We start from the raw sequence: 24,447 nt of genomic DNA on the forward strand, positions 1-24,447 counted from the left end.
TAGCGCAGTCACTACCTTTTTTCTTATTTCACAAACTGTAATTCTTTCGGGAATTTCGTTAAAATTTCTGATCCATCTTTTGTAATATAAATATCATCTTCAATACGAACGCCACCTACGTTTGGTACGTAAATACCTGGTTCAATTGTGAAGACCATACCTTCTTTTAATGATGATTCGTTGCCTTCTTTTACATCTGGATATTCGTGTACGCTAATTCCAAGCCCGTGACCAAGGCGATGCGGGAAGAATTCTCCGTAACCTGCATCTGCGATAACAGAGCGAGCAGCATTGTCGATTTCGCCAAGTGTAACACCTGGTTTGCATGATTCGACTGCTTGTAATTGGCCAGCTAATACAGTGTTGTAAATGCGTGTTTGTTCTTCTGAAATATCGCCAAATGCGACTGTACGTGTAATGTCAGAGCAATAACCGTCAATGATTACGCCTAAGTCAAACAGTACGAAGTCACCGCGCTTCATTTTGTTTGCTCCTGGAATACCGTGTGGCAAGGCAGAATTTGAGCCTGCTAATACCATTGTGTCAAAGGACATTTTATGTATGCCTTTTTTCTTTAATTCATGCTCGATGATTGCTAATACTTCTAATTCACTGCGATCTTCTTTAATTGCTTCTACACCAATTCCAACAGCGTAGTCTGCCATGTAAGCTGCTTGGCGTAAAATAGAAAGTTCTTTTTCGTCTTTAATTAAACGAAGTTCGCGTACTTTTTCTTCCGCAGATTTGAAAGAAGCTTTTGGGAATAATTTTGTTAATTCTTCATAGCGCTCTACATTTAAGTGTTCTTTTTCAATTGCTACTGCACTTGCATCAATGCCGCGATCTTGAATTGCTTTTGCAATCATATCCCATGGTTTGTCTGTATCAGTGAATCCGATAATTTCGTGCGCCCAGCCAGCGTTTCTAGCTTGGCCTTCTTCCATTTTAGGACAGATTAAAATTGGTTCTTTTTCTTGGAATACAAATAGACCGAGTAATCTTTCGTGTGGTTCGCAATGGAAGTTTGTCATATAGAAGACGTTTGGTGTAGAAGTTAAAAATGCAGCTTCCACGTTTTGTTCTTGTAGCCATTGCATTAAGTTTTCTAATCTAGTATTCATAGATTGGCACCTCCGAGATTTCAATTACATGTATTACTTTACATCGGATGAAAGCGTTATGACAAGCAAATCGCTGTTTGAAAAGACAGGAAATTGTGAAATCATGTAGAATAAAAGGTGTGAATGTGAATAAGGGAGGAATGTAACAATGGAAGTATCTTATCACGGGCATTCAGTTGTAAAGATTGAAACGAATGGGAAGGTTATCTTAATTGATCCATTTTTAACAGGTAATCCGAAAACAGATTTAAAGGCTGAAGATGTCAAGGTAGACGTAATTATTTTATCGCACGGTCATGGTGATCATGTTGGCGATACAGTAGCGCTTGCGAAGAAAAATAATGCAGTTGTTGTGGCACCGTTTGAACTGGCAACATTTTTAGGATGGCAAGGTGTGAATACGCATCCGATGCATATCGGTGGATCACATGTATTTGATTTTGGAAAAGTAAAATTTACACAAGCATTCCATGGGTCTAGTTATATTGATGAAGAAAATCAGACGATTACATATACAGGAATGCCAGCTGGAATTTTATTTACGGCAGAAGAAAAAACAGTGTATCATGCGGGAGATACCGCTTTATTTTCTGATATGAAGTTAATCGGTTCTCTTAACGATATCGATTTAGCATTTTTACCAATTGGTGATAATTTTACAATGGGACCAGAGGATGCGGTGTTAGCTGCGGAATGGATTGGAGCAAAAACAGTTGTGCCAATGCACTATAATACGTTTCCAGTGATTGAACAAGATCCGCACATTTTTGTCCAAAAACTAACAAGTAGTACAGGTAAGGTATTAGAAGCTGGAGAAAGTATTACACTGTAAGGTAAAAACCCTTCATTTGAAAAGACAAGTGAAGGGTTTTTTACGTGTGTAATACAGGCTTGAAAGTATGTGCATGTTTTGGTGTTTCTTTTGTCTTTGGCAATGTTTGTTCTGGTGCCTCATTTAATTCTAATGCAACCTTTTTTCCATCAACGAAAGCTAAAAATACAGCACCCACAACTTCTAGAAATTTTTTCATTTTCATTCGCTCCTTTGTTTGATTTCTTGTCTTTATTGTACATTTGGAATGATGGACAAACTATCGAATGAGATGACAATAGCATTACAATGTTGTAAGAATGTGACCGATGGAATGTAAGGGTCATTTTGTTATAAAGAAAATAGTACAGATATATAAAGAGACAGTGTAACAGTTTCGGAAATATAGTATACTAAAAATACAACACATGAAGAATTTAGGGAAAAGAAAGTATGGTGAAACCATTTGGCTACCAAACATAATCAAATTTTAGAACATATTAATAACCTGCCGGTAGGGCATAAAATCTCTGTGCGCCAAATTGCAAAAGATTTGGGTGTAAGTGAAGGAACAGCATATCGGGCGATTAAAGATGCAGAAAATAAAGGGTATGTTAGTACGATTGAACGTGTCGGAACGATTCGAATTGAACAAAAGAAAAAAGAGAACATTGAAAAACTAACATATGCAGAAGTAGTCAATATCGTTGATGGCCAAGTACTTGGGGGAAGAGAAGGGTTACATAAAACATTAAATAAATTCGTGATTGGGGCCATGAAATTAGAAGCGATGATGCGTTATACAGAAGCGGGGAACTTGCTGATTATCGGCAACCGTACGAATGCACACCAACTAGCTCTAGAGGCAGGCGCGGCAGTATTGATTACAGGTGGGTTTGATACAGAAGAGCATGTGAAAAAATTAGCAGATGAATTAAAGTTGCCGATTATTTCAAGTAGCTATGATACGTTTACTGTGGCAACGCTTATTAACCGTGCTATTTATGATCAGCTTATCAAAAAGGAAATTGTACTCGTTGAAGATATTTTAACGCCAATTGAAGAAACGTTATATTTAAAACCTAGTGATAGAGTAGCACAATGGCATGCGTATAATGAAGAAACGATGCATGGACGTTATCCAATTGTAGATGAAAATAAAAAGGTATTAGGGATTGTTACTTCAAAAGATATGATTGGCATTGCAAAAGAAACACCAATTGAAAAGGTTATGACAAAGCAGCCAATTACAGTGAATGGGAAAATGTCTGTTGCAGCGGCAGCGCGCATGATGGTATGGGAAGGGATTGAGCTTCTTCCTGTTGTCGATGAAAGCAACCATCTACAAGGGATTATTAGCCGTCAAGATGTACTACAGGCGCTGCAAATGATTCAACGTCAACCGCAAGTTGGGGAGACAATTGAGGATATCGTCACAAATCAATTTGTGACTCCGAAAGAAGCAAAGAACGAACACAGTTATCAATTTTCTGTGACGCCACAAATGACGAGTTCATTTGGAACATTATCATATGGTGTATTTACAACCGTCGTCACAGAAGCAACGAATCGTGCCATCCGCGCGCAGAAAAAAAGTGATTCGATTGTCGAGAATTTAACAATTTATTTTGTAAAGCCGGTTCAAATCGATAATGTTGTTTCTGTACATCCTAAGGTGTTAGAAATCGGTCGTAAATTTGGAAAGGTAGATGTGGAAGTGCGTCACGGAGGAGAAGTTGTTGGGAAAGCACTATTAATGGTGCAGTTGATTGATCGATAAGTATGGAAAAGAGCTGAATGGAGAACCTTTTTTAGAAGGAGATTCATTCAGCGCTTTTGTATAAATATGGTAATAATGAGATAAGGATAATCAATTTAATAGTAATTCCCTTCATTTGGTAATTAAATCGTGGTATAATTAAGTTATCAGATAATTTGCATATAAAAAGAAAAAAGGATGGTGTTCCATATGTCATCAGAGTTACTCTTTTTTGGCGGTGTTGCATTGTTTTATTTTCTTATCATGATACCTATTCAGTATCTTTACATTGAAGGATTAAATGAACAAAGACAAAGAACGAGACGTTCACAACAAGAGTTGTATAAAAATATGTCTTTTGAAGAAGAGCAATTACATTTTCATGTGCAAGGAAATCCTTTTAACATCCCACCTGCACTTGTTGCATATATGATTTTAAAAATAAAGAATCGTAAAAAAGCATCAGCGTAAATGCTGATGCTTTTTTGTACGTGTCACATCATTTTGTATAATTCTGCTTCTTCGACTGCAAGAGGCGAGAAATGTTTATACTGACGAAATCCATTGAAAATACTTACGCTGCCAAATAAGATAAATAAAATGCCGACAACGATACGTGCGGTGGAGAGATCTAAGAAAAATTGGTTTGCACCAAATAACGCAACGAATGCGCCAAGTGCCACCCCGGATTTTCCAGCAAGCCATCCTTTTTCCATTGGACGATTTGTACGAAAATATTTTGTTTTATAGAAAAGATACAACATAAACGAGATGATAATACAAAAGACTAATACTGGCATAATACAATCCCCCATCATTTTGTATGTAATGTTTCTCCACGCATTAAAGGTTAGTGAAGAAAATAAAAAACTGTTATCGGAACTTTCTTACTATTATTATAAAGCAATTGTCCACATGGATAAAATATTTTCAGTTATAATGGAGGATAAAGTGAGAAAATTGATTACAGGGGTAGAAATCAATAAAAAGGAGACTATACATATGCATGAGCAAATTTTAGCAGCGATTAAAGAGTTTGATACGATTATTATTCACCGCCATGTGCGTCCAGATCCAGATGCATTAGGTTCTCAGTGTGGCCTTGGAACAATTCTTCAAGAATCGTTTCCAGAGAAAAAGATTTATATGGTCGGATACAATGAACCTTCATTATCTTATTTACGAGTAATGGATGAAATTAATGATGAGACTTATGAAAATGCGCTTGTTATCGTTTGTGATACAGCGAACCAAGAGCGCGTTTGTGATCAGCGTTATACGAAAGGAAAGATGCTCATTAAAATCGATCATCATCCAAATGAAGATCCATACGGAGACATTACGTGGGTGGATACGACAGCAAGTTCTACAAGTGAGCTCATCTATGAGTTTTATTCTTATGGAAAAGATAAAGGTTTAACAATTACAAAAGAAGCGGCGAGACTCATTTTAGCTGGGATTGTTGGAGATACAGGGCGCTTCTTATTCCCGAATACGTCTGCAAGAACACTTCGTTATGCAGGTGAGCTTGTAGAAATGGGTGTTGAGTTTCCGGCATTATATAATGAAATGTATAAAACGAAAGAAAAAATCGCTCGTTTAAATGGATTCATTTTACAAAACTTTACGATGACGGAAGAAGGAGCAGCTTATATTAAGCTGACAAAAGAAGTGCTAGAAGAGTTTGAGGTACTTCCTTCAGAGGCATCTGGTGTTGTTGGAGCGCTTGGTAATATTGATGGATTAAAAGCATGGGTTCTATTTTTAGAGGAGGAAGACGTTATTCGCGTTCGTCTTCGTTCAAAAGGGCCTGTAATTAATAAATTAGCGATGCAATATAATGGCGGGGGTCATCCGATGGCTTCTGGAGCGAAAGCATCTTCTTGGGAAGAAGCAGATCGTCTATTTGCAGATTTACGTGAGATTTGTAAGTAAATATAGCTGTATTAAAAATAAGAAAAGTAGAGCTTAAGCTCTACTTTTTTTCAGCATGTTGACAAATGTTGAGTTAAATTAATCTCGATTTAAACAAAATAATTCTTTTATACATCATAAGTACAATGTGAAATGAGTAAAATAACGTATTGATTGGATATCACATGTACATGCAAACAAAGAATAGTGCATTGCTTATGTAGATATGTAACCATTCATCTGAAAGAGTTATATTACGATACATTGGTGTGAACCAGGATGCGATAGGCAAAAAGATGATTAAATCTTAAATTTAGTCATCTTTTTGTATTTAGACAGATAGGCAGGAAGAATTCAAAAAATATCGAATGAGTATAGTTAATAGTGCTGTTTGCTTTAGGTATGAATATTAGTTAAAGATACGTTAATTACATTCCAGTCGGTAACAAAAAAGGCCATCAAATAACAGAGGGAGCAACAACTTATATGGAAAATATATTAAAGGTATCGTCAAAATCAAGTCCCAATTCAGTTGCCGGTGCAATTGCAGGGGTATTAAGAGCAAACGGTAATGTAGAAATTCAAGTGATTGGAGCTGGGGCTTTAAATCAAGCAATTAAAGCCATTGCCATTGCAAGAGGATTTGTAGCTCCTAGTGGTATTGACTTAGTTCTCGTTCCAGCGTTTCATGATATTTCTATCGATAATCAAGAAAGAACAGCAATCAAATTAATTGTAGGTCCTAGAAAATTTAGATCTTAGCAGCTTGCCAAAATATGAAAAAATAGTCCTTCATCTGAGCAAAAAGGGTCAGGAGAAGGGCTACTTTTCTTGTTTTATGTTGATACTGATTTCGAGCACGGTATCAAAGGAAATGGTATCAACTTTAAAGTGGTATATTCGGTCATAATGCTTGTATATCTTATTCTCAATTGCTTTTTTTAGTAGCTCTTTATTTTGCGCAATGCTTTGTATGTTTTTTGTTAAGAGATGCTGTAAGTCATTATGAATGGAAGTTGTAATGTTTTCTAAAGTCAGGTTGTCTAAATCATATTTATCCCCATTTACAATTTTAATTTTAATTTCTTGAATTGTTAATAGCTGTTTGTTTTCTTTATTTAATTTGTCTTGATCTTCAAGAAGAACACGAAGCTTTTCTTCTTGTTTCCTAATGATTTGCTTTTGTTCCTCTATCTTACTGGTTTGTTCTTGTTGAAAAACCCCATATATGTACAAAAAAATAAACCAGCTTAAAACCCCTCCAACAGCGGCGCCACCTAAAAATAAATACCATCGTTTGGAAGTGGAAGCGTTTGGAACCCTCATACATGCTCCTGTGTAATCCATTTAATAATAATAAGGCCAGTTTGCATGCCACCTGTTGCAAAAAATATAAGTAAAATTTGTTTCACAATATCTTTCATATCTCCTTCAAAAAAACTTCTTTCAAAGCTATAAAATGTATCAAAAGTTCCACCAATTGCTGCAACAAGTGCCCAAATTCTTAAATTTTGTGCGAATTGATTAATTGAAGTAAGGGCGGGCTGTCCAATAAGAAATGCCCCAATGCCCCCAATTAAAGAACCACCAAGTATGACCCCAAAAGCAATAAAGTAACTAATGATAAGAAGAGAGAAAAAAGTGTATTGTCTTACATCCATCGTCATTCCCCTTTCACTTTCATGTATATGGACAAAGTATAAGAAGTATGTTTTGATTTCCGCTTTCTTCTTCACCTATAATGAAAGTAGTCAAATAGATAAAGAGAGGGTACAACAGTGAAGTTTGTGCATTTACAATGTCAAACCGTTTATAGTTTGTTAAAAAGTGCTTGTAAAATTGATGAACTTGTCGTTCGAGCGAAAGAGCTTGGATTTTCATCTCTCGCGATCACAGATGAAAATGTTATGTATGGAGTCATTCCGTTTTATAAGGCATGTAAGAAAAATGGAATTCAGCCCATTATTGGATTAACAGCCTCTATTTTTAGTGAGGAAGAAGAGAAGGCATATCCGCTCGTATTACTGGCAGAAAATGAAATAGGTTATCAAAACTTATTGAAAATTTCTAGCACCATCATGACGAAGTCAAAGGAAGGCATTCCTAAAAAGTGGCTTGCTCATTATGCAAAAGGGTTGATTGCGATTTCTCCAGGAAAAGATGGGGAAATTGAACAGTTATTGTTACAAGGAAAAGATGAGTTTGCTGAAGAAGTAGCTAGGGCGTATCAAAATATGTTTGGAAGCTTTTATATGAGTTTGCAGCATCATGCCATTCAAGATGAGTTGTTTCTACAAGAAAAGCTGCCGGAATTTATAAGTAGGTTGAATATACCACTCGTCGCAACCAATGATGTTCGTTATGTGAACCAAAGCGATGCGCTTGTGCACGAGTGCTTATTATCTGTTCAGAGCGGAACGAAGATGACTGATCCAGATAGACCAAGGCTCAAAACAGATCAATATTATTTAAAATCACTGGCTGAAATGGAAGCTTTATTTTCTCATATGGAAGAGGCTCTTCATAATACAGCTTTAATTGCGGAGCGTTGCCGTGTAGAAATTCCATTTCATGTAAATCAATTACCGAAGTTTCCTGTGCCATCTAATGAGACGAGTGATGCTTATTTACGTGGCATTTGTGAAGATGGATTAAAAAAGCGCTACGGTGTGCCAAAAGAGATACATAATCAGCGTTTAAATCACGAACTCGATGTTATTTCTCGCATGGGATTTAGCGATTATTTCCTTATTGTTTGGGATTTTATGAAATACGCACATGAACATGATATTTTAACAGGACCAGGCCGTGGTTCAGCAGCAGGTTCTCTTGTTTCTTATGTGTTAGAAATTACAGATATCGATCCAATTGAGTACGACTTGCTGTTTGAACGATTTCTAAATCCAGAACGTGTTACGCTTCCAGATATTGATATTGATTTTCCGGACATTAGGCGTGATGAGATGATTCGTTATGTAAAAGATAAATATGGTCAGCTTCGCGTTGCTCAAATTGTTACGTTCGGAACGCTAGCGGCAAAAGCAGCGATTCGGGATATCGCTCGCGTAATGGGGCTTCCGCCGAGGGACATTGACATATTTTCCAAACTTATTCCATCAAGACTTGGGATAACGCTAAAAGAAGCGTATGAAGAATCCGGGTCTCTTCGTGAATTTATACAAGGCAATCTCTTGCATGAACGCGTTTTTGAAATTGCGAAGCGCGTCGAAGGATTACCACGTCATACGTCTATTCATGCGGCGGGAGTCATTATGAGTCAGGAGCCGTTAACGGGAAGCGTTGCGATTCAAGAAGGGCATAATGATGTATATGTAACGCAATATCCAGCAGAAGTGTTAGAAGAACTTGGTCTGTTAAAAATGGACTTCTTAGGTTTACGTAATTTAACGTTACTTGAGAATATTCTTTCGTTTATTGTGACCAAAACAGGTAAACAAATTGATATACGAAATTTACCTCTTCAAGATGAAAAGACATTCCAGTTACTCGGAAGAGGAGATACAACAGGTGTATTCCAGCTCGAGTCTGGGGGAATGCGGAATGTATTACGCAATTTAAAACCAAATGAGTTTGAAGATATTGTTGCAGTTAACTCTTTATATCGTCCAGGACCGATGGAGCAAATCCCAACCTTTATTGAATCGAAACATGGAAAGCGCCAAATTCAATATTTACACCCTGATTTGAAACCGATTTTAGAGAGCACATATGGTGTAATTGTCTACCAAGAGCAAATTATGCAAATCGCCTCGAAATTAGCCGGTTTTTCACTTGGGGAAGCTGACTTGCTCCGCCGTGCAGTAAGTAAGAAAAACCGTGAGATTTTAGATCAGGAACGAAAGCATTTTGTACAAGGGTGTTTACGAAATGGATACGATGAAACATCTGCAGAGCAAATATATGATTTAATTGTTAGATTTGCAAATTACGGTTTTAACCGAAGTCATGCGGTAGCGTATAGTATGATCGGATATCAACTGGCTTATTTAAAGGCAAATTACCCGTTAGAGTTTATGACAGCACTGTTATCAAGTGCGATTGGGAACGAAGATAAGATTGTGCAATATATACGCGAAACAAAGCGCAAAGGTTTTCGTGTTTTACCGCCGTCTCTTCATAGAAGTAGTTACAATTTCCAAATAGAAGGGAATGCAATTCGCTATAGTTTGCTTTCGATTCGGAATATCGGGATGGCTACAGTGAATGCGGTGATTGAGGAAAGAGAAAGAAATCCATTCCAAGATTTATTTGAATTTTGTCTTCGTATGCCAGCAAAGTTTGTTACAGAACGCAATTTAGAGGCGTTTGTTTGGGCTGGCTGTTTCGATGATTTTCAAGTTTCGCGAACAACTTTGTTTAACAGCATTAAGGGTGCTCTAGAGTATGCAAGCCTTGCGCGTGAATTAGGGGAAGAAAGTGTCCCAAAATCAGTATATGTACAAGGAGAAGAGCTATCATTTATTGAACAATTAAATAATGAGAAAGAAGCGCTTGGCTTTTATTTATCCAGTTATCCAACGGCGCAGTACGCAAAGCTTGTAAAAGAACTGGAAATTCCATCGCTTGCGCAAGCGATGGGGCAAAAGCGAAAAGTACAGCGTGCCATTGTTTATATAACAGGTGTAAAAGTCATTCGGACGAAAAAATTGCAAAAAATGGCGTTCGTCACGTTTTGTGATCACAATGATGAAATGGAAGCGGTTGTTTTTCCGGAAACATATATTCATTTTTCTGAAAGGTTGCAAGAAGGTGAAATCGTTTTAGTTGAAGGGACGATTGAACAACGAAACCACAAATTGCAATGGATTGTGAATGGGGTGTATCCGTTAGAACAAATGGATATTTACGATGGAATGAGAGAGGCGTCTATTTATGTGAAATTGCCGTCGCAGTATGAAAAAAAGTTGTTAAATCAGGTTACAAAAATATTGTTTCACTATTCAGGTTTTGCGAAAGTACTAATTTATTATGAAAAGGAACATAAAATGGTACAATTATCTCGTAGTTTGTCAATTCATCCAAGTGAGGAATGTTTAGGAACGCTTCGCGAAATAGTCGGTGAGGAAAATGTCGTAGTGAAAATATAATGGACAATTTCCCTCTAGTTCGATTATTATAGTAATAGTGTTCGTGGTCAGACCACTTGGAGAGAATGATATCAGCAAGAATAATTTGAGGAGAGTGGATAGTTTGTCAACACTTCGTGAAGAAGCACTTCACATGCATAAAGTGCATCAAGGAAAATTAGAAACTGTATCAAAAGTAAAAGTAGAAAATGCTAAAGATTTAAGTCTTGCATATTCTCCAGGGGTTGCAGAACCTTGTAAAGAAATTTATGACGATAAAAGTAAGGTATATGAATATACAATGAAGGGAAACATGGTAGCAGTTGTGACGGACGGAACAGCTGTGCTTGGTCTTGGTAACATTGGACCAGAAGCATCTCTTCCAGTAATGGAAGGTAAAGCAGTCTTATTCAAAAGCTTTGCTGGCGTAGATGCATTCCCAATTGCCTTAAATACAAACGATGTAGATAAAATTATTGAAACTGTAAAATTAATGGAGCCAACATTTGGCGGTGTAAACTTAGAAGATATCGCAGCACCAAACTGCTTTATCATTGAAGAACGTTTGAAAAAAGAAACAAATATTCCTGTATTCCATGATGATCAACACGGAACAGCTATCGTAACAGTAGCAGGACTTGTAAACGCACTTAAGCTAGTTGGAAAGAAAATGTCTGACATTAAAGTTGTAGCAAATGGTGCAGGTGCAGCGGGTATTGCAATTATTAAACTTTTATATCGCTATGGTGTACGTGACATTATTATGTGTGACCGAAAAGGCGCAATTTATGAAGGTCGCCCTGTTGGCATGAACCCGGTGAAAGATGAAGTTGCAAAATATACGAATAAAAATCGTATGGAAGGTTCATTAGCTGATGTTGTACAAGGTGCGGATGTATTTATCGGTGTATCTGTAGAGGGTGCATTAACAGAAGAAATGGTTCGTACAATGAATGACGAGGCAATTATTTTTGCGATGGCAAATCCGGTTCCAGAAATTATGCCAGAAATTGCGAAAGCAGCAGGCGCAGCTGTTGTTGGGACTGGTCGCTCTGACTTCCCGAACCAAGTAAATAATGTACTAGCGTTCCCTGGTATTTTCCGTGGTGCACTTGATGTACATGCTACGCAAATTAATGAAGAAATGAAAATGGCAGCTGTAGAGGCTATTGCAGAGCTTGTAGCGGCAGATGAGCTAAATTCAGACTATATCATTCCAGCTCCGTTTGATGCGCGTGTAGCGCCTCAGGTAGCGGCTTACGTTGCAAAAGCTGCGATGGAGACAGGAGTAGCTCGCCGTCAAGTAGATCCAAATGAAATCGCTGAGAAAACAAAACAATTAGCGCTGATTGGTAAAGAGTAAGCGAGGAATTTCTATTGACATCATCAAATACAAAAGTATATCTCGAAATTGTAAAGAAAATCCGTTCCATTATGGAAGAGGATGGTTTAGTAGCAGGTGATCGCTTACCATCTGAGCGTGAGCTGAGCGCACGTTTGAACGTTGGACGTTCATCTGTACGTGAAGCATTGCGAGCATTAGAACTTGTAGGATTAATTGAAACGAGACGCGGCGAAGGGACGTTTATTCGAAACTTCTATGACAATGGTCTTGTCAAATTAATCGCACCATTTTTACTACAAGATGAGAAAACAATTCGTGATTTGTTACAGACGAAACGATTGCTTGAAAAAGATGTTCTTCGAATCGTATGTGAGTTATCGGAAGAAACGTTCCCTAGTGTGCTAGGTATGTTACAACAAGTTCTGAAAAAGGACGAGAGCTCAATCCAGGAGTTTCATCAAACGTTTTTCAAAACACTTATTGAACAAGTAGACAATTATTTACTATATCGAATTTGGAGAATTGTAAATGATTATGTTGCGACTCTTTCTTGTGAAAATTCGCTAGAATCTATAGAAATCTATAGAAAGCTTTATGAAGCGCTATATGCGAAAAAAGAAGAGGAAGCGCTAAAAATTTATGATGAATTAATGGAAAACATACAGTTTCACTCGTAATGTATAAAATTTGTCGAAATGACCATGACACGTTATGACAAACAATCTATCGCGCAGCGGTTAAAGTTAAACGTAAAGAGAGAGGTTATTAGACAGATTAAGAAGACCAGGCTAACATCAAACTTTGGTGTTAGCCCCGTTTTCTTCCTACCCTAACCTTAGCTCTCATCAAAGGGGGTCAAATTGTGCTAAGAGATTTATTCGTAAAAAAGAAAAAGTATGCTGCAATTCCTTCAGAACAAGTACGAAAAGATGTACCGGACGGTGTAATGACAAAATGTCCGAAATGTAAGAAAATCATGTATACAAAAGAGCTTCTTAAAAATTTAAAAGTATGTGTGAATTGTGGTTATCATCACCCTATGAATGCATGGGAACGCCTTAATAGTGTATTGGATGAAGGGACATTCCGTGAGTATGACAAAGAGATGGTTTCGTTAAATCCACTTGAGTTTCCAAACTATGAAGAAAAATTAGAGAGTGATCGCAAGAAAACAGAATTAAATGAAGCGGTTGTGACAGGTGAAGGAACAATTGATGAAATGCTTGTTGTCGTTGCAGTAATGGATTCTCGCTTTCGAATGGGCAGCATGGGCTCTGTTGTAGGTGAAAAAATTGCACGTGCAGTTGAAAAAGCATACGAATTACAAGTGCCATTTATTATCTTTACTGCATCGGGCGGTGCGCGCATGCAAGAAGGTATTTTAAGCTTAATGCAAATGGCAAAAACGAGCGTAGCTTTGAAAAAGCATAGCAATGCTGGAGGATTATTTATTTCTGTTATGACGCATCCAACGACAGGTGGTGTTTCAGCGAGTTTTGCTTCACTTGGTGATTATAATCTTGCAGAACCAGGTGCACTTATCGGCTTTGCTGGTAGACGTGTAATTGAACAAACGGTGCGTGAGAAACTGCCAGAAGATTTTCAAACGGCAGAGTTTTTACTAGATCATGGTCAATTGGATGCGGTTGTACATCGTAATGATATGAAAGATTCGCTCCGTAAGATTTTAGAAGTTCATCAAGGAGGGGAAACGGCTGTATGGCAGAGCTAGAATTTGAAAAACCAGTTGTTGAGCTAAGAAATAAGATTCGTGAACTGAAAGACTATACGAAAAACAGCCAGATGGACTTCAGTGAGGAGATTCGTATCTTGGAACACAAGCTAGAAAATTTAGAGGAAGAAATATACGGCAATATGAAAGTATGGGATCGCGTTCAAATTGCTCGTCATGCAGAGAGGCCGACAACGCTCGATTATATTGAGCACTTATTTACTGATTTTTTCGAATGTCATGGAGATCGTCTATATGGCGATGATGCAGCGATTGTCGGCGGCATAGCGAAATATGATGGAATGCCTGTAACGGTAATTGGGCACCAGCGCGGGAAAGATACGAAAGAGAATATTCGTCGTAATTTTGGAATGCCTCATCCAGAAGGATATCGAAAGGCACTACGTTTAATGAAGCAAGCGGAGAAATTTAATCGTCCAATCATCTGTTTCATTGATACAAAAGGTGCTTACCCTGGTAAAGCAGCTGAAGAACGTGGCCAAAGTGAAGCCATTGCCCGTAATTTATTTGAAATGGCAGGGCTTACTGTACCTGTTATTTGTATTGTTATCGGTGAAGGTGGCAGTGGGGGTGCGCTAGGTCTTGGAGTAGGAGATTACATTTATATGCTAGAAAATTCCACTTATTCTGTTATTAGTCCAGAAGGGGCAGCGACAATTCTTTGGAAGGATGCTACAAAAGCAAAAGATGCTGCTGAAGCTCTAAAAATTACAGCAGCAGATTTAAAAGAATTAGGTGTAATTGACGAAATTATTCCAGAAGCGCGCGGCGGTGCCCATCGTAATATTTTAAAGCAATCAGAAAATATTGACCTGATGCTCAAAAAAACATTTGGTCAATTAAACGGTATTTCGAAAGATGAATTAATCGAAAAACGTTATGAAAAATATATGAAAATTGGGCAAGTTTCGTTTTCAAACGCTTCCATTTGGATAAAATAAGAAAAGCGTGCGTTCCATTTCGCGAATGCACGTTTTTATTGTGAAAAGACACATCTTCTCCATTGTATTTTTATATTTCTTCATGTTATTTTATTATAAGGCAAATAATCTTTTTGAGGTGAGTACAAATGAAACGTATTGGTGTATTAACAAGTGGTGGAGATTCACCTGGTATGAATGCTGCCATTCGTGCAGTTGTTCGTAAAGCGATTTTCCATGATATAGAAGTATATGGTATTTACCATGGATACGCTGGATTAATTTCTGGTCACATTGAAAAATTAGAACTTGGTTCTGTTGGCGATATTATCCACCGCGGTGGTACGAAATTATATACAGCAAGATGTCCTGAGTTTAAAGACCCAGAAGTACGACTGAAAGGTATCGAGCAATTAAAGAAATTTGGTATTGAAGGACTTGTTGTTATTGGCGGAGACGGTTCTTACCAAGGTGCTAAAAAATTAACAGAGCAAGGATTCCCTTGTGTCGGTGTACCGGGTACAATTGATAATGATATCCCCGGAACAGATTTCACAATCGGTTTTGATACAGCGTTAAACACTGTTATTGATGCGATCGATAAAATTCGTGATACAGCTACATCTCATGAACGTACATATGTTATCGAAGTAATGGGGCGTCATGCTGGAGATATCGCATTATGGGCTGGTTTAGCTGATGGTGCAGAAACAATCTTAATTCCAGAAGAAGAGCATGATATGGAAGATGTGATTGCTCGTTTAAAACGCGGTAGTGAGCGTGGTAAAAAGCATAGTATTATCGTTGTAGCTGAAGGTGTTGGAAGTGCAATTGACATCGGTAAGCATATCGAAGAAGCAACAAACTTTGATACTCGCGTAACTGTATTAGGTCACGTACAACGTGGTGGGTCACCAAGTGCACAAGACCGTGTATTAGCAAGTCGTCTTGGCGCAAGAGCAGTTGAACTGTTGATTGCGGGTAAAGGTGGACGTTGCGTTGGTATCCAAAACAATCAACTTGTTGATCATGACATTATCGAAGCGTTAGCTCAAAAGCATACAATTGATAAAGATATGTATCAATTATCTAAAGAATTATCCATCTAATCGGCGTAATGTCTGATATTTGGGAACGGTTTCATAATTTTCGGAGGTGCAATATGCGTAAAACAAAAATTGTATGTACTATAGGTCCTGCTAGTGAAAGTATTGAAAAATTAGAGCGATTAATCGAAGCGGGTATGAACGTTGCTCGTTTAAACTTCTCTCATGGTAGCCATGAAGAGCACGGAGCACGTATTAAAAACATTCGTGAAGCTTCAAAGAAAACTGGTAAAACAGTTGCAATCTTACTTGATACAAAAGGTCCAGAAATCCGTACGCATGACTTTGTAGACGGACAAGCTGAATTAGTAACAGGTGCAGAAGTTGTAATTTCTACAGAGCAAGTATTAGGAACTGCAGAGAAGTTCTCTGTATCTTATGCTGGTCTTTATGACGATGTAGACCCAGGTTCTCGCATTCTAATCGATGACGGTCTTATCGAACTAGAAGTAATCGAGAAAGCTGACGGAAACATTCGTACAAAAGTATTAAACAGCGGAACTGTAAAAAATAAAAAAGGTGTTAACGTACCAAACGTAAGCATTAAGCTTCCTGGTATCACTGAAAAAGACGTAAAAGATATCGTCTTCGGTATCGAGCAAAAAGTTGATTTCATCGCAGCATCTTTCGTACGTAAAGCAGCTGACGTATTAGAAATCCGTGAATTATTAGAAGAGCACAATGCAGGGTTCATCCAAATCGTACCAAAAATCGAGAACCAAGAAGGTATCGATAACATCGATTCAATCTTAGAAGTTTCTGACGGTTTAATGGTAGCTCGTGGTGATATGGGTGTGGAAATTCCACCAGAAGAAGTGCCATTAGTACAAAAACGTCTAATCAAAAAATGTAACGTGTTAGGTAAACCGGTTATTACTGCAACACAAATGTTAGATTCTATGCAACGTAACCCACGTCCAACTCGTGCGGAAGCAAGTGATGTAGCGAACGCAATCTTCGATGGTACAGATGCAATCATGCTTTCTGGTGAAACTGCAGCGGGTCAATATCCAGTAGAAGCAGTAACAATGATGGCAAATATTGCGACACGCGTTGAAAAATCATTACAATATGAAGATATGTTCAAAAAACGTATTAAAGAGTTCACTCCAACAATTACAGATGCGATTAGCCAATCTGTTGCGCACACAGCACTTGCTCTTGATGTAGCTGCAATCGTAGCTCCGACAGAAAGTGGATATACTGCAAAAATGATCTCTAAATATCGTCCGAAATCTCCAATCGTAGCTGTAACATCTGACGAGCAAGTAGGCCGTCGTCTTGCGCTTGTTTGGGGTGTACAAGCATTTATGGCTGGAAAACGTGCGGCATCTACTGATGAAATGTTAGATACTGCAATTCAAACAGGTATGGATGCGGGTCTAATCGGACTTGGAGATACTGTTGTAATTACTGCTGGTGTTCCAGTTGCTGAAACTGGTACAACAAACTTAATGAAAATTCATGTTGTTGGCGAAGAAATCGCTAAAGGACAAGGGATTGGTCGCAAAGCTGCAAAAGGTAAAGTAGTTGTAGCGAAAACAGCTGAGGAAGCAGTAGCAAACGTAACAGAAGGAGATATCCTAGTTACAACAAGCACTGATAAAGATATGATTCCTGCAATTGAAAAAGCTGCAGCTCTAGTTGTAGAAGAGGGTGGCTTAACAAGCCATGCGGCTGTTGTAGGTGTATCAATCGGTATTCCGGTTATCGTTGGTGTAAATGGTGTAACAGCAACTTTAAAAAATGGCCAAGAAGTAACAGTTGATGCAGCGCGCGGAATTGTTTATAATGGACATGCGGAAGTGCTATAAGAAGTAATGTGAAGAGAAGGATGGGAGTCCTTCTCTTTTTTTTACACCCAGAATAGTGAAGATATATGAGGTTTGATAGTGATAGGGGTTCTATTATTAGCGTCTAAGAGGCCCTTAGAGGTGTTTTTATGCCTGATAAGGTTTTTGGTTATTGTTTTATATAAAAGGGCAGTAAAGCGTTGTTTTGAGGGGATAAGGACGTATGAGGAAATATGAAGGAGTGGGAGAATGAAGTGGATGTTGTTTCTTTTTATTTTGATTCCGGCAGTTGAAATAACTGTGCTGATTGGTTCTAGTCATTTAATTGGTCTTTGGTCAACATTTGCTATGATTGTGTTTACTGGCATTCTTGGCGCTTATTTAGCGAAAAAACAAGGATTTAAGGTGTTGAGAGAAATTCAATCGAGATTGAATAATGGTGAGATGCCAGCTGATGCAGTACTAGATGGAATCTTTGTCTTTGTAGGTGGAGTGCTTTTAATACTTCCTGGGTATGTAACAGATGTGATAGGGTTTGTTTTCATCTTCCCGATGACAAGAAAGTTGTTTAAGCCTTTTATAATGAAATGGTTAGAATGGAAATTGAGAAGGAATACAACCGTTATAGTACAAAAATAACACTTAGAACATGAAGCGTTCTAAGTGTTATTTTTTTGTCGAATTATAAAATGTATATTTATTCATTTGTAGAAAAAGGAAGAAAAGGGAATAATAAAAATGTAGAAAATAGAATAAAAATGTAAAAATGACCTTGGGAGTGTCATTTTACGCAAAAAACAAGGGAATTATCCATTTATTATGGGTAATTCCCTTGTTTTATTTTTAAAAGAAAATTTGAATGTAAGACTTGGATGAGAGTGAAAAATATTATTTTAATGGTGGGCCTTTAATAAACTTCCATAAATCATGAAATACATGGGCTTTGTGCAATGTGTTTAATAGCACCAATGTGACTGGACCAATGATTAATCCTAAAAAACCATATAGCTTAAACCCAACGAATAATGCGATAAGTGTTGGTAATGGATCGAGTCCAATATTGGATGATAACACTTTTGGTTCCATGATTTGCCTTTGAACAATGACAACAATATATAAAATGAGTAGACCAATTGCGAATGCTGTATCCCCTGTGAAAAATACATATATCACCCAAGGGACAAAAACTGCTCCCGTTCCTAAATAAGGAAGTAAGTCTACAATTCCTGTAATGATTGCGATTGTGATAGCATACGGTACACGCAAAATTAATAGTCCAATTAGTACGATGACAGTTGTCATAGATACAAGTGTGAGCTGTGCTTTTACAAATCCGAATAATGCTTTTCGCAAATCGACAAAAATAGTTTTTCCGTATCCGTGTACGCGGTTTGGAAGCAATCGTTTTACTTTGTAAGCAAGTGTATGCCAATCAAAACTAATAAAGAAAGTCGCTAATAAGATGAAGACAAGAACTGTTAAGGTTGTTGGAAGTGCACTGATGAAGTTTGTTAATCCACTTATAATAGCGGTCAACAATTCTTTCATCTGCTTTGTTGCTTCCGTTCCTAGGTTTTGGATGTTTTGTGTAATTGTATATTGCTGTGATTCGCCGAGATGATTAAATTTAGAAATTAAATCATCATATAAAGGCATAATATTATTGAGTGCAAATTGCTGTGCATACTGTACGATAGCCGGAAACTTCTCTGTGACAATTTGTAGTAAGTAAGTTGTGGCGGAAATTGCTTCTGTCACAAGGTATGTAACGAGTCCGACGATGGCACCGAACACAAGAATTAAGCTGACAAGTACCGCTAAGGCACGAGGAAATTGTAGTTTTTGGTTGAGAAAATTTACGACTGGATTGATCAAATAAGCAAAAGCCAATGCGATGATAAAAGGGTATATAAGGCCTGAAACATATAAAAGCGCATAAAACCCAAGTATTGTTGCTAAAATGACAAATATAAGTCGCAATACGATATACAGCGAGTTTCGATTCAAAGGTGCTTACCTCCCATTCCAAATTGTATTTATGTTATAGTGGAATGATGGATTTATCCTGCTATTTGCGAGCGATATGAATCACCTCAAAGTGTGAAGCGATCTGCTCGTAAAATCTTGATGGCGATTGCTAATCAGCAGTAAAAATTTTCTTTGTACTGATTGACGAGAGCCTCACTTTATCTATTTTTTATTTTACCTGTTTCTTATAAGAAAAGAAAGGAGAGTGATTTTCTTTCTTAGTAAATATAAACGTCTCATTTAAAGCGTTGAAGGTCTGTATGTATCATCTGTATTAATTGATGAATACTTCCATCTATAGCGTGTATAACGATATGTTTAACAGCAATTTATTTTGTAAACAGGTTCATTATTTTCAGAAAGGAAGTGTAATCATGATTAGTCAATCAACGTTATTTTTATTCATACTACTTATTATTGGACTTATTGCTAAAAATCAATCGCTTACTGTAGCAGTTGGTGTTTTATTGTTATTAAAGTGGACGTTTTTAGGAGATAAAATACTTCCGTATCTACAAACAAAAGGAATTAACCTAGGTGTAACGGTCATTACGATTGCAGTTCTTGTTCCAATCGCTACGGGTGAAATCGGATTTAAGCAGCTTAGTGAAGCGACTAAATCTTATTATGCATGGATTGCTTTAGCTTCAGGGATAGCAGTTGCTTTGCTAGCGAAGGGTGGTTTGCAATTATTAACAAACGATCCTCATATTACAACTGCGCTTGTATTTGGGACAATTATCGCAGTTGCATTATTTAATGGAGTTGCTGTAGGACCGTTAATTGGTGCTGGAATTGCCTATGCTGTGATGAACATTATACAGATGTTTAAGTGAAAAATTTTATAGTAATATAAATTTTTTGAATTCTTTCCATTCACAAAAGTCAGATAATTGTATATAATAGGGTTAGAAACTTTTAAAAGGTTACATAACAGCGAAGACTTACACCTGATAAAATAAAAACAACATAAAACAATTTTTTACTGATATTGTTTTATGTTGTTTTTATCATAAACTCTTCGAAACTAGTTTTCCTCACCATCTGTTGTTCTGAGCGTGAGGATTCGGGGAGGAACTCACGCTCATGCTTTATAAGAATCAATGGAACTACCACAACAAATTTGCATGATCGTGCATTTTGCTTGCCTAAAGAGTGAACGGGCGTTCATAATTTAGAAGGGAAGCAATCAGATACAAGGGAGCAAGGTTGGGAGAATTTACAGGAAAAGGAGAGAATGTCATGACTGTTATTCGAGGTTTAGAAGGGGTAGTAGCAACAACATCATCTGTGAGCTCAATTATTGATGATACATTAACTTATGTTGGGTATAATATTGATGATTTAGCAGAAAATGCTACGTTTGAAGAAGTGGTATACTTATTATGGCACCGCAAGCTTCCTAACGAACAGGAGCTAACGGAGTTAAAAGAATTGTTATCTGAAAATTCTAAAGTTCCGGATGAGATTTTAACATATTTAAAACAAGTAGATTTAAAGATTGCACATCCGATGTCTGTTTTACGAACTGCGATTTCCATGTTATCATTATACGATGAGAGCGCTGAATTAATGGATGAAAAGTCCAATTATTTGAAAGCGGTTAAATTGCAGGCTCAAGTAGGGACTCTTGTTGCAGCGTATGCAAGAATTCGTAAAGGTTTAGAAGTTGTTGAGCCACGAAAAGATTTATCATTAGCTGCAAACTTTATCTATATGTTAAATAATCGTGAACCAAATGAAGTAGAAATTGAAGCTTTCGATAAAGCGCTTGTGCTTCATGCGGATCATGAATTAAATGCTTCTACATTTACAGCGCGTGTCTGCGTTGCAACACTTTCAGATGTATATTCTGGTATTACAGCAGCGATTGGTGCTTTAAAAGGACCTCTTCATGGCGGTGCAAATGAAAATGTAATGAAGATGTTAAAAGAAATTGGCGAAGAAGAAAATGTAGAATCCTATATTCATAACGCACTTCAAAATAAAGTGAAGATTATGGGATTTGGCCATCGCGTATATGAGCATGGTGATCCTCGTGCGAAACATTTACGTGAAATGTCTAAGAAATTATGCGTGCTTTTAGGGGAAGAAAAATGGTATAATATGTCTATCAAAATCGAAGACATTGTCACAAAAGAAAAAGGTCTTCCACCAAATGTCGATTTCTATTCTGCTTCTGTTTACCATTGTTTAGGAATTGATCATGATTTATTTACACCAATTTTTGCGATTAGCCGTATGTCAGGATGGTTAGCTCATATTCTAGAACAATATGAAAATAACCGTTTAATCCGTCCGCGTGCTGATTATAATGGACCAACGCATCAACGTTATGTACCACTGGCACAACGATAAGTTAAAAACACTATTTAGATAGTGTAAATACGCTTTCAAAAGTCAGATTTTTTGGGAAAGATGTAATGATTGGAATATTTTAATTTGACTAACGGTTTGAACTGAGGGTCTTATTCCCTCAGTTTCATACATATGAAATTTCAAACATGGGGGTTATCACAGTGACGACAGGAGAAAAAATTACTGTAACGAATGGTGTTATGAATGTACCAAACAATCCTATTATTCCTTTTATTGAGGGAGATGGAATTGGACCAGATATTTGGGCAGCAGCATCTCGTGTATTAGAAGCAGCTGTTGAAAAAGCTTATGACGGTGAGAAGAAAATCGTTTGGAAAGAAGTGCTTGCAGGGGAAAAAGCATTCAACCAAACAGGCGAATGGTTACCAGAAGAGACGTTAAATGTGATTCGTGAATATTTAATCGCAATTAAAGGCCCGCTTACAACTCCTGTTGGTGGCGGTATTCGTTCTCTAAACGTAGCGCTTCGTCAAGAATTAGACTTATACGTATGTTTACGTCCAGTTCGTTATTTTGAAGGTGTTCCTTCACCAGTAAAACGTCCGGAAGATACTGATATGGTGATTTTCCGTGAAAATACAGAAGACATTTATGCTGGTATTGAATATGCACAAGGATCTCCAGAAGCGCAAAAAGTGCTTGAGTTCTTGAAAGAAACAATGGGTGTAAATAAAATTCGCTTCCCAGAAACATCAGGAATTGGTATTAAACCAATTTCAGAAGAAGGGACAAAGCGTCTTGTTCGTGCTGCAATTCAATATGCAATTAACGAAAAACGCTCTTCTGTTACATTAGTTCATAAAGGAAACATTATGAAATTTACAGAAGGTGCTTTCAAAAATTGGGGTTATGAAGTTGCGGAACAAGAATTCGGCGATAAAGTATTTACTTGGTCTGAATATGACCGCATTGTTGAAAAAGATGGTAAAGATGCAGCAAATAAAGCGATGACAGAGGCTGAAGCAGCTGGTAAAATCATTGTGAAAGATTCTATTGCAGATATCTTCTTACAACAAATTTTAACACGTCCACGTGAGTTCGATGTTGTTGCAACAATGAACTTAAATGGCGACTATATTTCTGATGCACTTGCAGCACAAGTAGGCGGCATTGGTATTGCACCTGGTGCAAACATTAACTATGTTACTGGACATGCTATTTTTGAAGCTACACATGGTACTGCTCCAAAATATGCAGGTTTAGATAAAGTAAATCCATCTTCTGTTCTTCTTTCAGGAGTATTATTATTAGAACATTTAGGATGGAATGAAGCTGCGAAATTAGTAACTGCTTCAGTAGAAAAAACAATTGCCTCAAAAGTGGTAACATATGACTTCGCACGCCTTATGGATGGTGCAACTGAAGTGAAATGTTCTGAATTTGCTGATGCCCTTATTAACAATATGGATTTAGCAGTAATCAAAAACGCATAATTTAAAGTGGGGGAGAAATTATGACAATCAAACGCAAAAAAGTTTCAGTCATCGGTGCAGGATTTACAGGAGCAACAACAGCGTTCTTACTAGCTCAAAAAGAGCTTGCAGATGTTGTATTAGTGGACATTCCACAACTGGAAAATCCAACAAAAGGGAAAGCGTTAGATATGTTAGAAGCAAGCCCTGTACAAGGTTTTGATGCTAACATTATCGGCACATCTGATTACGTAGATACTGCTGATTCTGACGTTGTTGTTATTACAGCAGGGATCGCACGTAAACCAGGAATGAGCCGCGATGATTTAGTAGCGACGAACTCTAAAATTATGAAAAGTATTACAAAAGATATCGCAAAGCATTCACCAAACGCGATTATTGTTGTATTAACAAATCCAGTTGATGCAATGACATATTCTGTATTTAAAGAAGCTGGATTCCCGAAAGAACGTGTTATCGGTCAATCAGGTGTACTAGATACAGCTCGTTTCCGTACATTCATCGCACAAGAATTAAATCTTTCTGTAAAAGACATTACAGGATTCGTTCTTGGTGGCCACGGTGATGACATGGTACCTCTTGTACGTTACTCTTATGCGGGTGGTATTCCGTTAGAGACATTAATTCCTGCAGAGCGCTTAGAAGCAATCGTAGAACGTACGCGTAAAGGCGGCGGTGAAATTGTAAGCTTACTAGGAAACGGTAGTGCATATTATGCACCAGCTGCTTCTTTAGTTGAAATGACTGAAGCAATCTTAAAAGATCAACGCCGTGTATTACCAGCTATCGCATACCTTGAAGGTGAATATGGCTATAGCGACCTTTACCTAGGTGTACCAGTAATTCTTGGTGGTAACGGAATTGAAAAAATTATTGAATTAGAACTTCGCCAAGAAGAAAAAGAAGCGCTAGATCGTTCAGTAGAATCTGTACGTAACGTTATGAAAGTTCTTGTTTAATACAAAATATATATGTAGAAAAAGATTCGGGGACTCCGA

The 24,447-nt window shown here is 37.5% G+C and carries 23 protein-coding genes and 1 pseudogene; 18 read left to right on the forward strand and 6 right to left on the reverse strand.

Features of this window, described 5'->3' with window-relative positions:
- Positions 1-23 precede the first annotated feature (23 nt).
- Positions 24-1,121: a Xaa-Pro dipeptidase gene (gene pepQ / locus Y7E_RS0124820; RefSeq protein WP_017153913.1), complete on the reverse strand. Its 1,098-nt coding sequence runs from the start codon at positions 1,119-1,121 to the stop codon at positions 24-26.
- Between the two features lie 148 nt (positions 1,122-1,269).
- Here pepQ and Y7E_RS0124825 point away from each other — a divergent pair, with 148 nt between their 5' ends.
- A complete protein-coding gene (locus Y7E_RS0124825) occupies positions 1,270-1,953 on the forward strand; it encodes a metal-dependent hydrolase (RefSeq protein ID WP_017153914.1) in 684 nt (227 codons plus the stop codon).
- A gap of 40 nt (positions 1,954-1,993) precedes the next feature.
- Here the strand turns inward: Y7E_RS0124825 and Y7E_RS33770 are convergent, their stop codons facing one another.
- Complete coding sequence (locus tag Y7E_RS33770) at positions 1,994-2,152, reverse strand: hypothetical protein (protein WP_017153915.1); 159 nt, start codon at positions 2,150-2,152, stop codon at positions 1,994-1,996.
- 246 nt (positions 2,153-2,398) lie between these two features.
- Between Y7E_RS33770 and Y7E_RS0124835 the strand changes: the two genes are divergently transcribed.
- Both Y7E_RS0124835 and Y7E_RS0124840 read left to right on the forward strand, forming a co-directional pair.
- Positions 2,399-3,712, forward strand: a complete 1,314-nt coding sequence (locus Y7E_RS0124835) for a DRTGG domain-containing protein (protein ID WP_017153916.1) — start codon at positions 2,399-2,401, stop codon at positions 3,710-3,712.
- A gap of 189 nt (positions 3,713-3,901) precedes the next feature.
- A complete protein-coding gene (locus Y7E_RS0124840; RefSeq protein ID WP_017153917.1) occupies positions 3,902-4,162 on the forward strand; it encodes a DUF3949 domain-containing protein in 261 nt (86 codons plus the stop codon).
- 23 nt (positions 4,163-4,185) lie between these two features.
- On the opposite strand, the gene Y7E_RS0124845 is transcribed toward Y7E_RS0124840, so the two are convergent.
- Entirely contained in the window at positions 4,186-4,491 is a 306-nt protein-coding gene (locus Y7E_RS0124845; protein ID WP_017153918.1) for a YtpI family protein, read from the reverse strand.
- Positions 4,492-4,693: 202 nt separating this feature from the next.
- Between Y7E_RS0124845 and Y7E_RS0124850 the strand changes: the two genes are divergently transcribed.
- The 3 genes and pseudogenes from Y7E_RS0124850 (at position 4,694) to Y7E_RS0124855 (ending at position 6,367) form a co-directional block, all read left to right on the forward strand.
- Complete coding sequence (locus Y7E_RS0124850) at positions 4,694-5,626, forward strand: DHH family phosphoesterase (RefSeq protein ID WP_017153919.1); 933 nt, start codon at positions 4,694-4,696, stop codon at positions 5,624-5,626.
- Between the two features lie 155 nt (positions 5,627-5,781).
- A pseudogene (locus tag Y7E_RS32230) lies at positions 5,782-5,916 on the forward strand (site-specific integrase); the annotation flags it as partial.
- A 175-nt stretch (positions 5,917-6,091) separates the two neighbouring features.
- Complete coding sequence (locus Y7E_RS0124855; RefSeq protein ID WP_017153920.1) at positions 6,092-6,367, forward strand: stage V sporulation protein S; 276 nt, start codon at positions 6,092-6,094, stop codon at positions 6,365-6,367.
- 60 nt (positions 6,368-6,427) lie between these two features.
- Here Y7E_RS0124855 and ytrI read toward each other — a convergent pair whose 3' ends face one another.
- Together ytrI and ytrH are read right to left on the reverse strand one after the other, a co-directional pair.
- Entirely contained in the window at positions 6,428-6,931 is a 504-nt protein-coding gene (ytrI, locus tag Y7E_RS0124860) for a sporulation membrane protein YtrI (RefSeq protein WP_017153921.1), read from the reverse strand.
- Positions 6,928-7,266, reverse strand: coding sequence for a sporulation membrane protein YtrH (gene ytrH, locus Y7E_RS0124865; RefSeq protein WP_017153922.1), 339 nt, complete (start codon positions 7,264-7,266; stop codon positions 6,928-6,930). The genes ytrI and ytrH overlap by 4 nt, the downstream gene beginning before the upstream one ends.
- Before the next feature lie 117 nt (positions 7,267-7,383).
- Here ytrH and dnaE point away from each other — a divergent pair, with 117 nt between their 5' ends.
- The 8 genes from dnaE to Y7E_RS0124905 all read left to right on the forward strand — a co-directional run bounded on the left by dnaE (position 7,384) and on the right by Y7E_RS0124905 (position 18,248).
- Complete coding sequence (dnaE, locus tag Y7E_RS0124870) at positions 7,384-10,713, forward strand: DNA polymerase III subunit alpha (RefSeq protein ID WP_017153923.1); 3,330 nt, start codon at positions 7,384-7,386, stop codon at positions 10,711-10,713.
- 133 nt (positions 10,714-10,846) lie between these two features.
- Positions 10,847-12,055, forward strand: a complete 1,209-nt coding sequence (ystJ, locus tag Y7E_RS0124875; RefSeq protein ID WP_161603957.1) for an NADP-dependent malic enzyme — start codon at positions 10,847-10,849, stop codon at positions 12,053-12,055.
- A 14-nt stretch (positions 12,056-12,069) separates the two neighbouring features.
- On the forward strand, positions 12,070-12,714 hold the full coding sequence (locus Y7E_RS0124880) for a FadR/GntR family transcriptional regulator (protein WP_017153925.1): 645 nt from the start codon (positions 12,070-12,072) through the stop codon (positions 12,712-12,714).
- A gap of 185 nt (positions 12,715-12,899) precedes the next feature.
- Positions 12,900-13,769, forward strand: a complete 870-nt coding sequence (accD, locus tag Y7E_RS0124885; protein ID WP_017153926.1) for an acetyl-CoA carboxylase, carboxyltransferase subunit beta — start codon at positions 12,900-12,902, stop codon at positions 13,767-13,769.
- Positions 13,757-14,731 (forward strand): acetyl-CoA carboxylase carboxyl transferase subunit alpha, encoded by a 975-nt coding sequence (gene accA, locus Y7E_RS0124890; protein ID WP_017153927.1) that lies wholly within the window; start codon positions 13,757-13,759, stop codon positions 14,729-14,731. The genes accD and accA overlap by 13 nt, the downstream gene beginning before the upstream one ends.
- Positions 14,732-14,859: 128 nt before the next feature.
- Positions 14,860-15,819, forward strand: a complete 960-nt coding sequence (gene pfkA / locus Y7E_RS0124895) for a 6-phosphofructokinase (protein ID WP_017153928.1) — start codon at positions 14,860-14,862, stop codon at positions 15,817-15,819.
- Positions 15,820-15,872: 53 nt separating this feature from the next.
- Complete coding sequence (pyk, locus tag Y7E_RS0124900; protein WP_017153929.1) at positions 15,873-17,630, forward strand: pyruvate kinase; 1,758 nt, start codon at positions 15,873-15,875, stop codon at positions 17,628-17,630.
- A 228-nt stretch (positions 17,631-17,858) separates the two neighbouring features.
- Positions 17,859-18,248, forward strand: a complete 390-nt coding sequence (locus Y7E_RS0124905; protein ID WP_017153930.1) for an FxsA family protein — start codon at positions 17,859-17,861, stop codon at positions 18,246-18,248.
- Between the two features lie 249 nt (positions 18,249-18,497).
- Here the strand turns inward: Y7E_RS0124905 and ytvI are convergent, their stop codons facing one another.
- Positions 18,498-19,616: a sporulation integral membrane protein YtvI gene (ytvI, locus tag Y7E_RS0124910; protein WP_017153931.1), complete on the reverse strand. Its 1,119-nt coding sequence runs from the start codon at positions 19,614-19,616 to the stop codon at positions 18,498-18,500.
- Between the two features lie 395 nt (positions 19,617-20,011).
- On the opposite strand from ytvI, the gene Y7E_RS0124915 reads away from it, so the two are divergent.
- The 4 genes from Y7E_RS0124915 (at position 20,012) to mdh (ending at position 24,408) form a co-directional block, all read left to right on the forward strand.
- Positions 20,012-20,473, forward strand: a complete 462-nt coding sequence (locus Y7E_RS0124915; protein ID WP_017153932.1) for a DUF441 domain-containing protein — start codon at positions 20,012-20,014, stop codon at positions 20,471-20,473.
- Between the two features lie 373 nt (positions 20,474-20,846).
- Positions 20,847-21,995, forward strand: a complete 1,149-nt coding sequence (gene citZ, locus Y7E_RS0124920) for a citrate synthase (RefSeq protein WP_017153933.1) — start codon at positions 20,847-20,849, stop codon at positions 21,993-21,995.
- 161 nt (positions 21,996-22,156) lie between these two features.
- A complete protein-coding gene (gene icd / locus Y7E_RS0124925; protein WP_017153934.1) occupies positions 22,157-23,449 on the forward strand; it encodes an NADP-dependent isocitrate dehydrogenase in 1,293 nt (430 codons plus the stop codon).
- A gap of 20 nt (positions 23,450-23,469) precedes the next feature.
- Complete coding sequence (gene mdh / locus Y7E_RS0124930) at positions 23,470-24,408, forward strand: malate dehydrogenase (RefSeq protein WP_017153935.1); 939 nt, start codon at positions 23,470-23,472, stop codon at positions 24,406-24,408.
- Positions 24,409-24,447: the final 39 nt, after the last annotated feature.

The sequence above is a fragment of the Bacillus bingmayongensis genome (assembly GCF_000299035.1).
Lineage (GTDB): Bacteria > Bacillota > Bacilli > Bacillales > Bacillaceae_G > Bacillus_A > Bacillus_A bingmayongensis.

What these genes read in the sequence shown, in the direction of transcription:
- Y7E_RS0124845 (WP_017153918.1), bottom strand. Translation starts at nt 4,491, where the DNA reads ATGCCAGTATTAGTCTTTTGTATTATCATCTCGTTTATGTTGTATCTT.
- pfkA (WP_017153928.1), top strand. Translation starts at nt 14,860, where the DNA reads ATGAAACGTATTGGTGTATTAACAAGTGGTGGAGATTCACCTGGTATG.
- accA (WP_017153927.1), top strand. Translation starts at nt 13,757, where the DNA reads ATGGCAGAGCTAGAATTTGAAAAACCAGTTGTTGAGCTAAGAAATAAG.
- Y7E_RS0124855 (WP_017153920.1), top strand. Translation starts at nt 6,092, where the DNA reads ATGGAAAATATATTAAAGGTATCGTCAAAATCAAGTCCCAATTCAGTT.
- Y7E_RS0124905 (WP_017153930.1), top strand. Translation starts at nt 17,859, where the DNA reads ATGAAGTGGATGTTGTTTCTTTTTATTTTGATTCCGGCAGTTGAAATA.
- pyk (WP_017153929.1), top strand. Translation starts at nt 15,873, where the DNA reads ATGCGTAAAACAAAAATTGTATGTACTATAGGTCCTGCTAGTGAAAGT.
- Y7E_RS0124840 (WP_017153917.1), top strand. Translation starts at nt 3,902, where the DNA reads ATGTCATCAGAGTTACTCTTTTTTGGCGGTGTTGCATTGTTTTATTTT.
- pepQ (WP_017153913.1), bottom strand. Translation starts at nt 1,121, where the DNA reads ATGAATACTAGATTAGAAAACTTAATGCAATGGCTACAAGAACAAAAC.
- Y7E_RS33770 (WP_017153915.1), bottom strand. Translation starts at nt 2,152, where the DNA reads ATGAAAAAATTTCTAGAAGTTGTGGGTGCTGTATTTTTAGCTTTCGTT.
- mdh (WP_017153935.1), top strand. Translation starts at nt 23,470, where the DNA reads ATGACAATCAAACGCAAAAAAGTTTCAGTCATCGGTGCAGGATTTACA.
- ystJ (WP_161603957.1), top strand. Translation starts at nt 10,847, where the DNA reads ATGCATAAAGTGCATCAAGGAAAATTAGAAACTGTATCAAAAGTAAAA.
- ytrH (WP_017153922.1), bottom strand. Translation starts at nt 7,266, where the DNA reads ATGGATGTAAGACAATACACTTTTTTCTCTCTTCTTATCATTAGTTAC.
- Y7E_RS0124825 (WP_017153914.1), top strand. Translation starts at nt 1,270, where the DNA reads ATGGAAGTATCTTATCACGGGCATTCAGTTGTAAAGATTGAAACGAAT.
- Y7E_RS0124850 (WP_017153919.1), top strand. Translation starts at nt 4,694, where the DNA reads ATGCATGAGCAAATTTTAGCAGCGATTAAAGAGTTTGATACGATTATT.
- Y7E_RS0124915 (WP_017153932.1), top strand. Translation starts at nt 20,012, where the DNA reads ATGATTAGTCAATCAACGTTATTTTTATTCATACTACTTATTATTGGA.
- ytrI (WP_017153921.1), bottom strand. Translation starts at nt 6,931, where the DNA reads ATGAGGGTTCCAAACGCTTCCACTTCCAAACGATGGTATTTATTTTTA.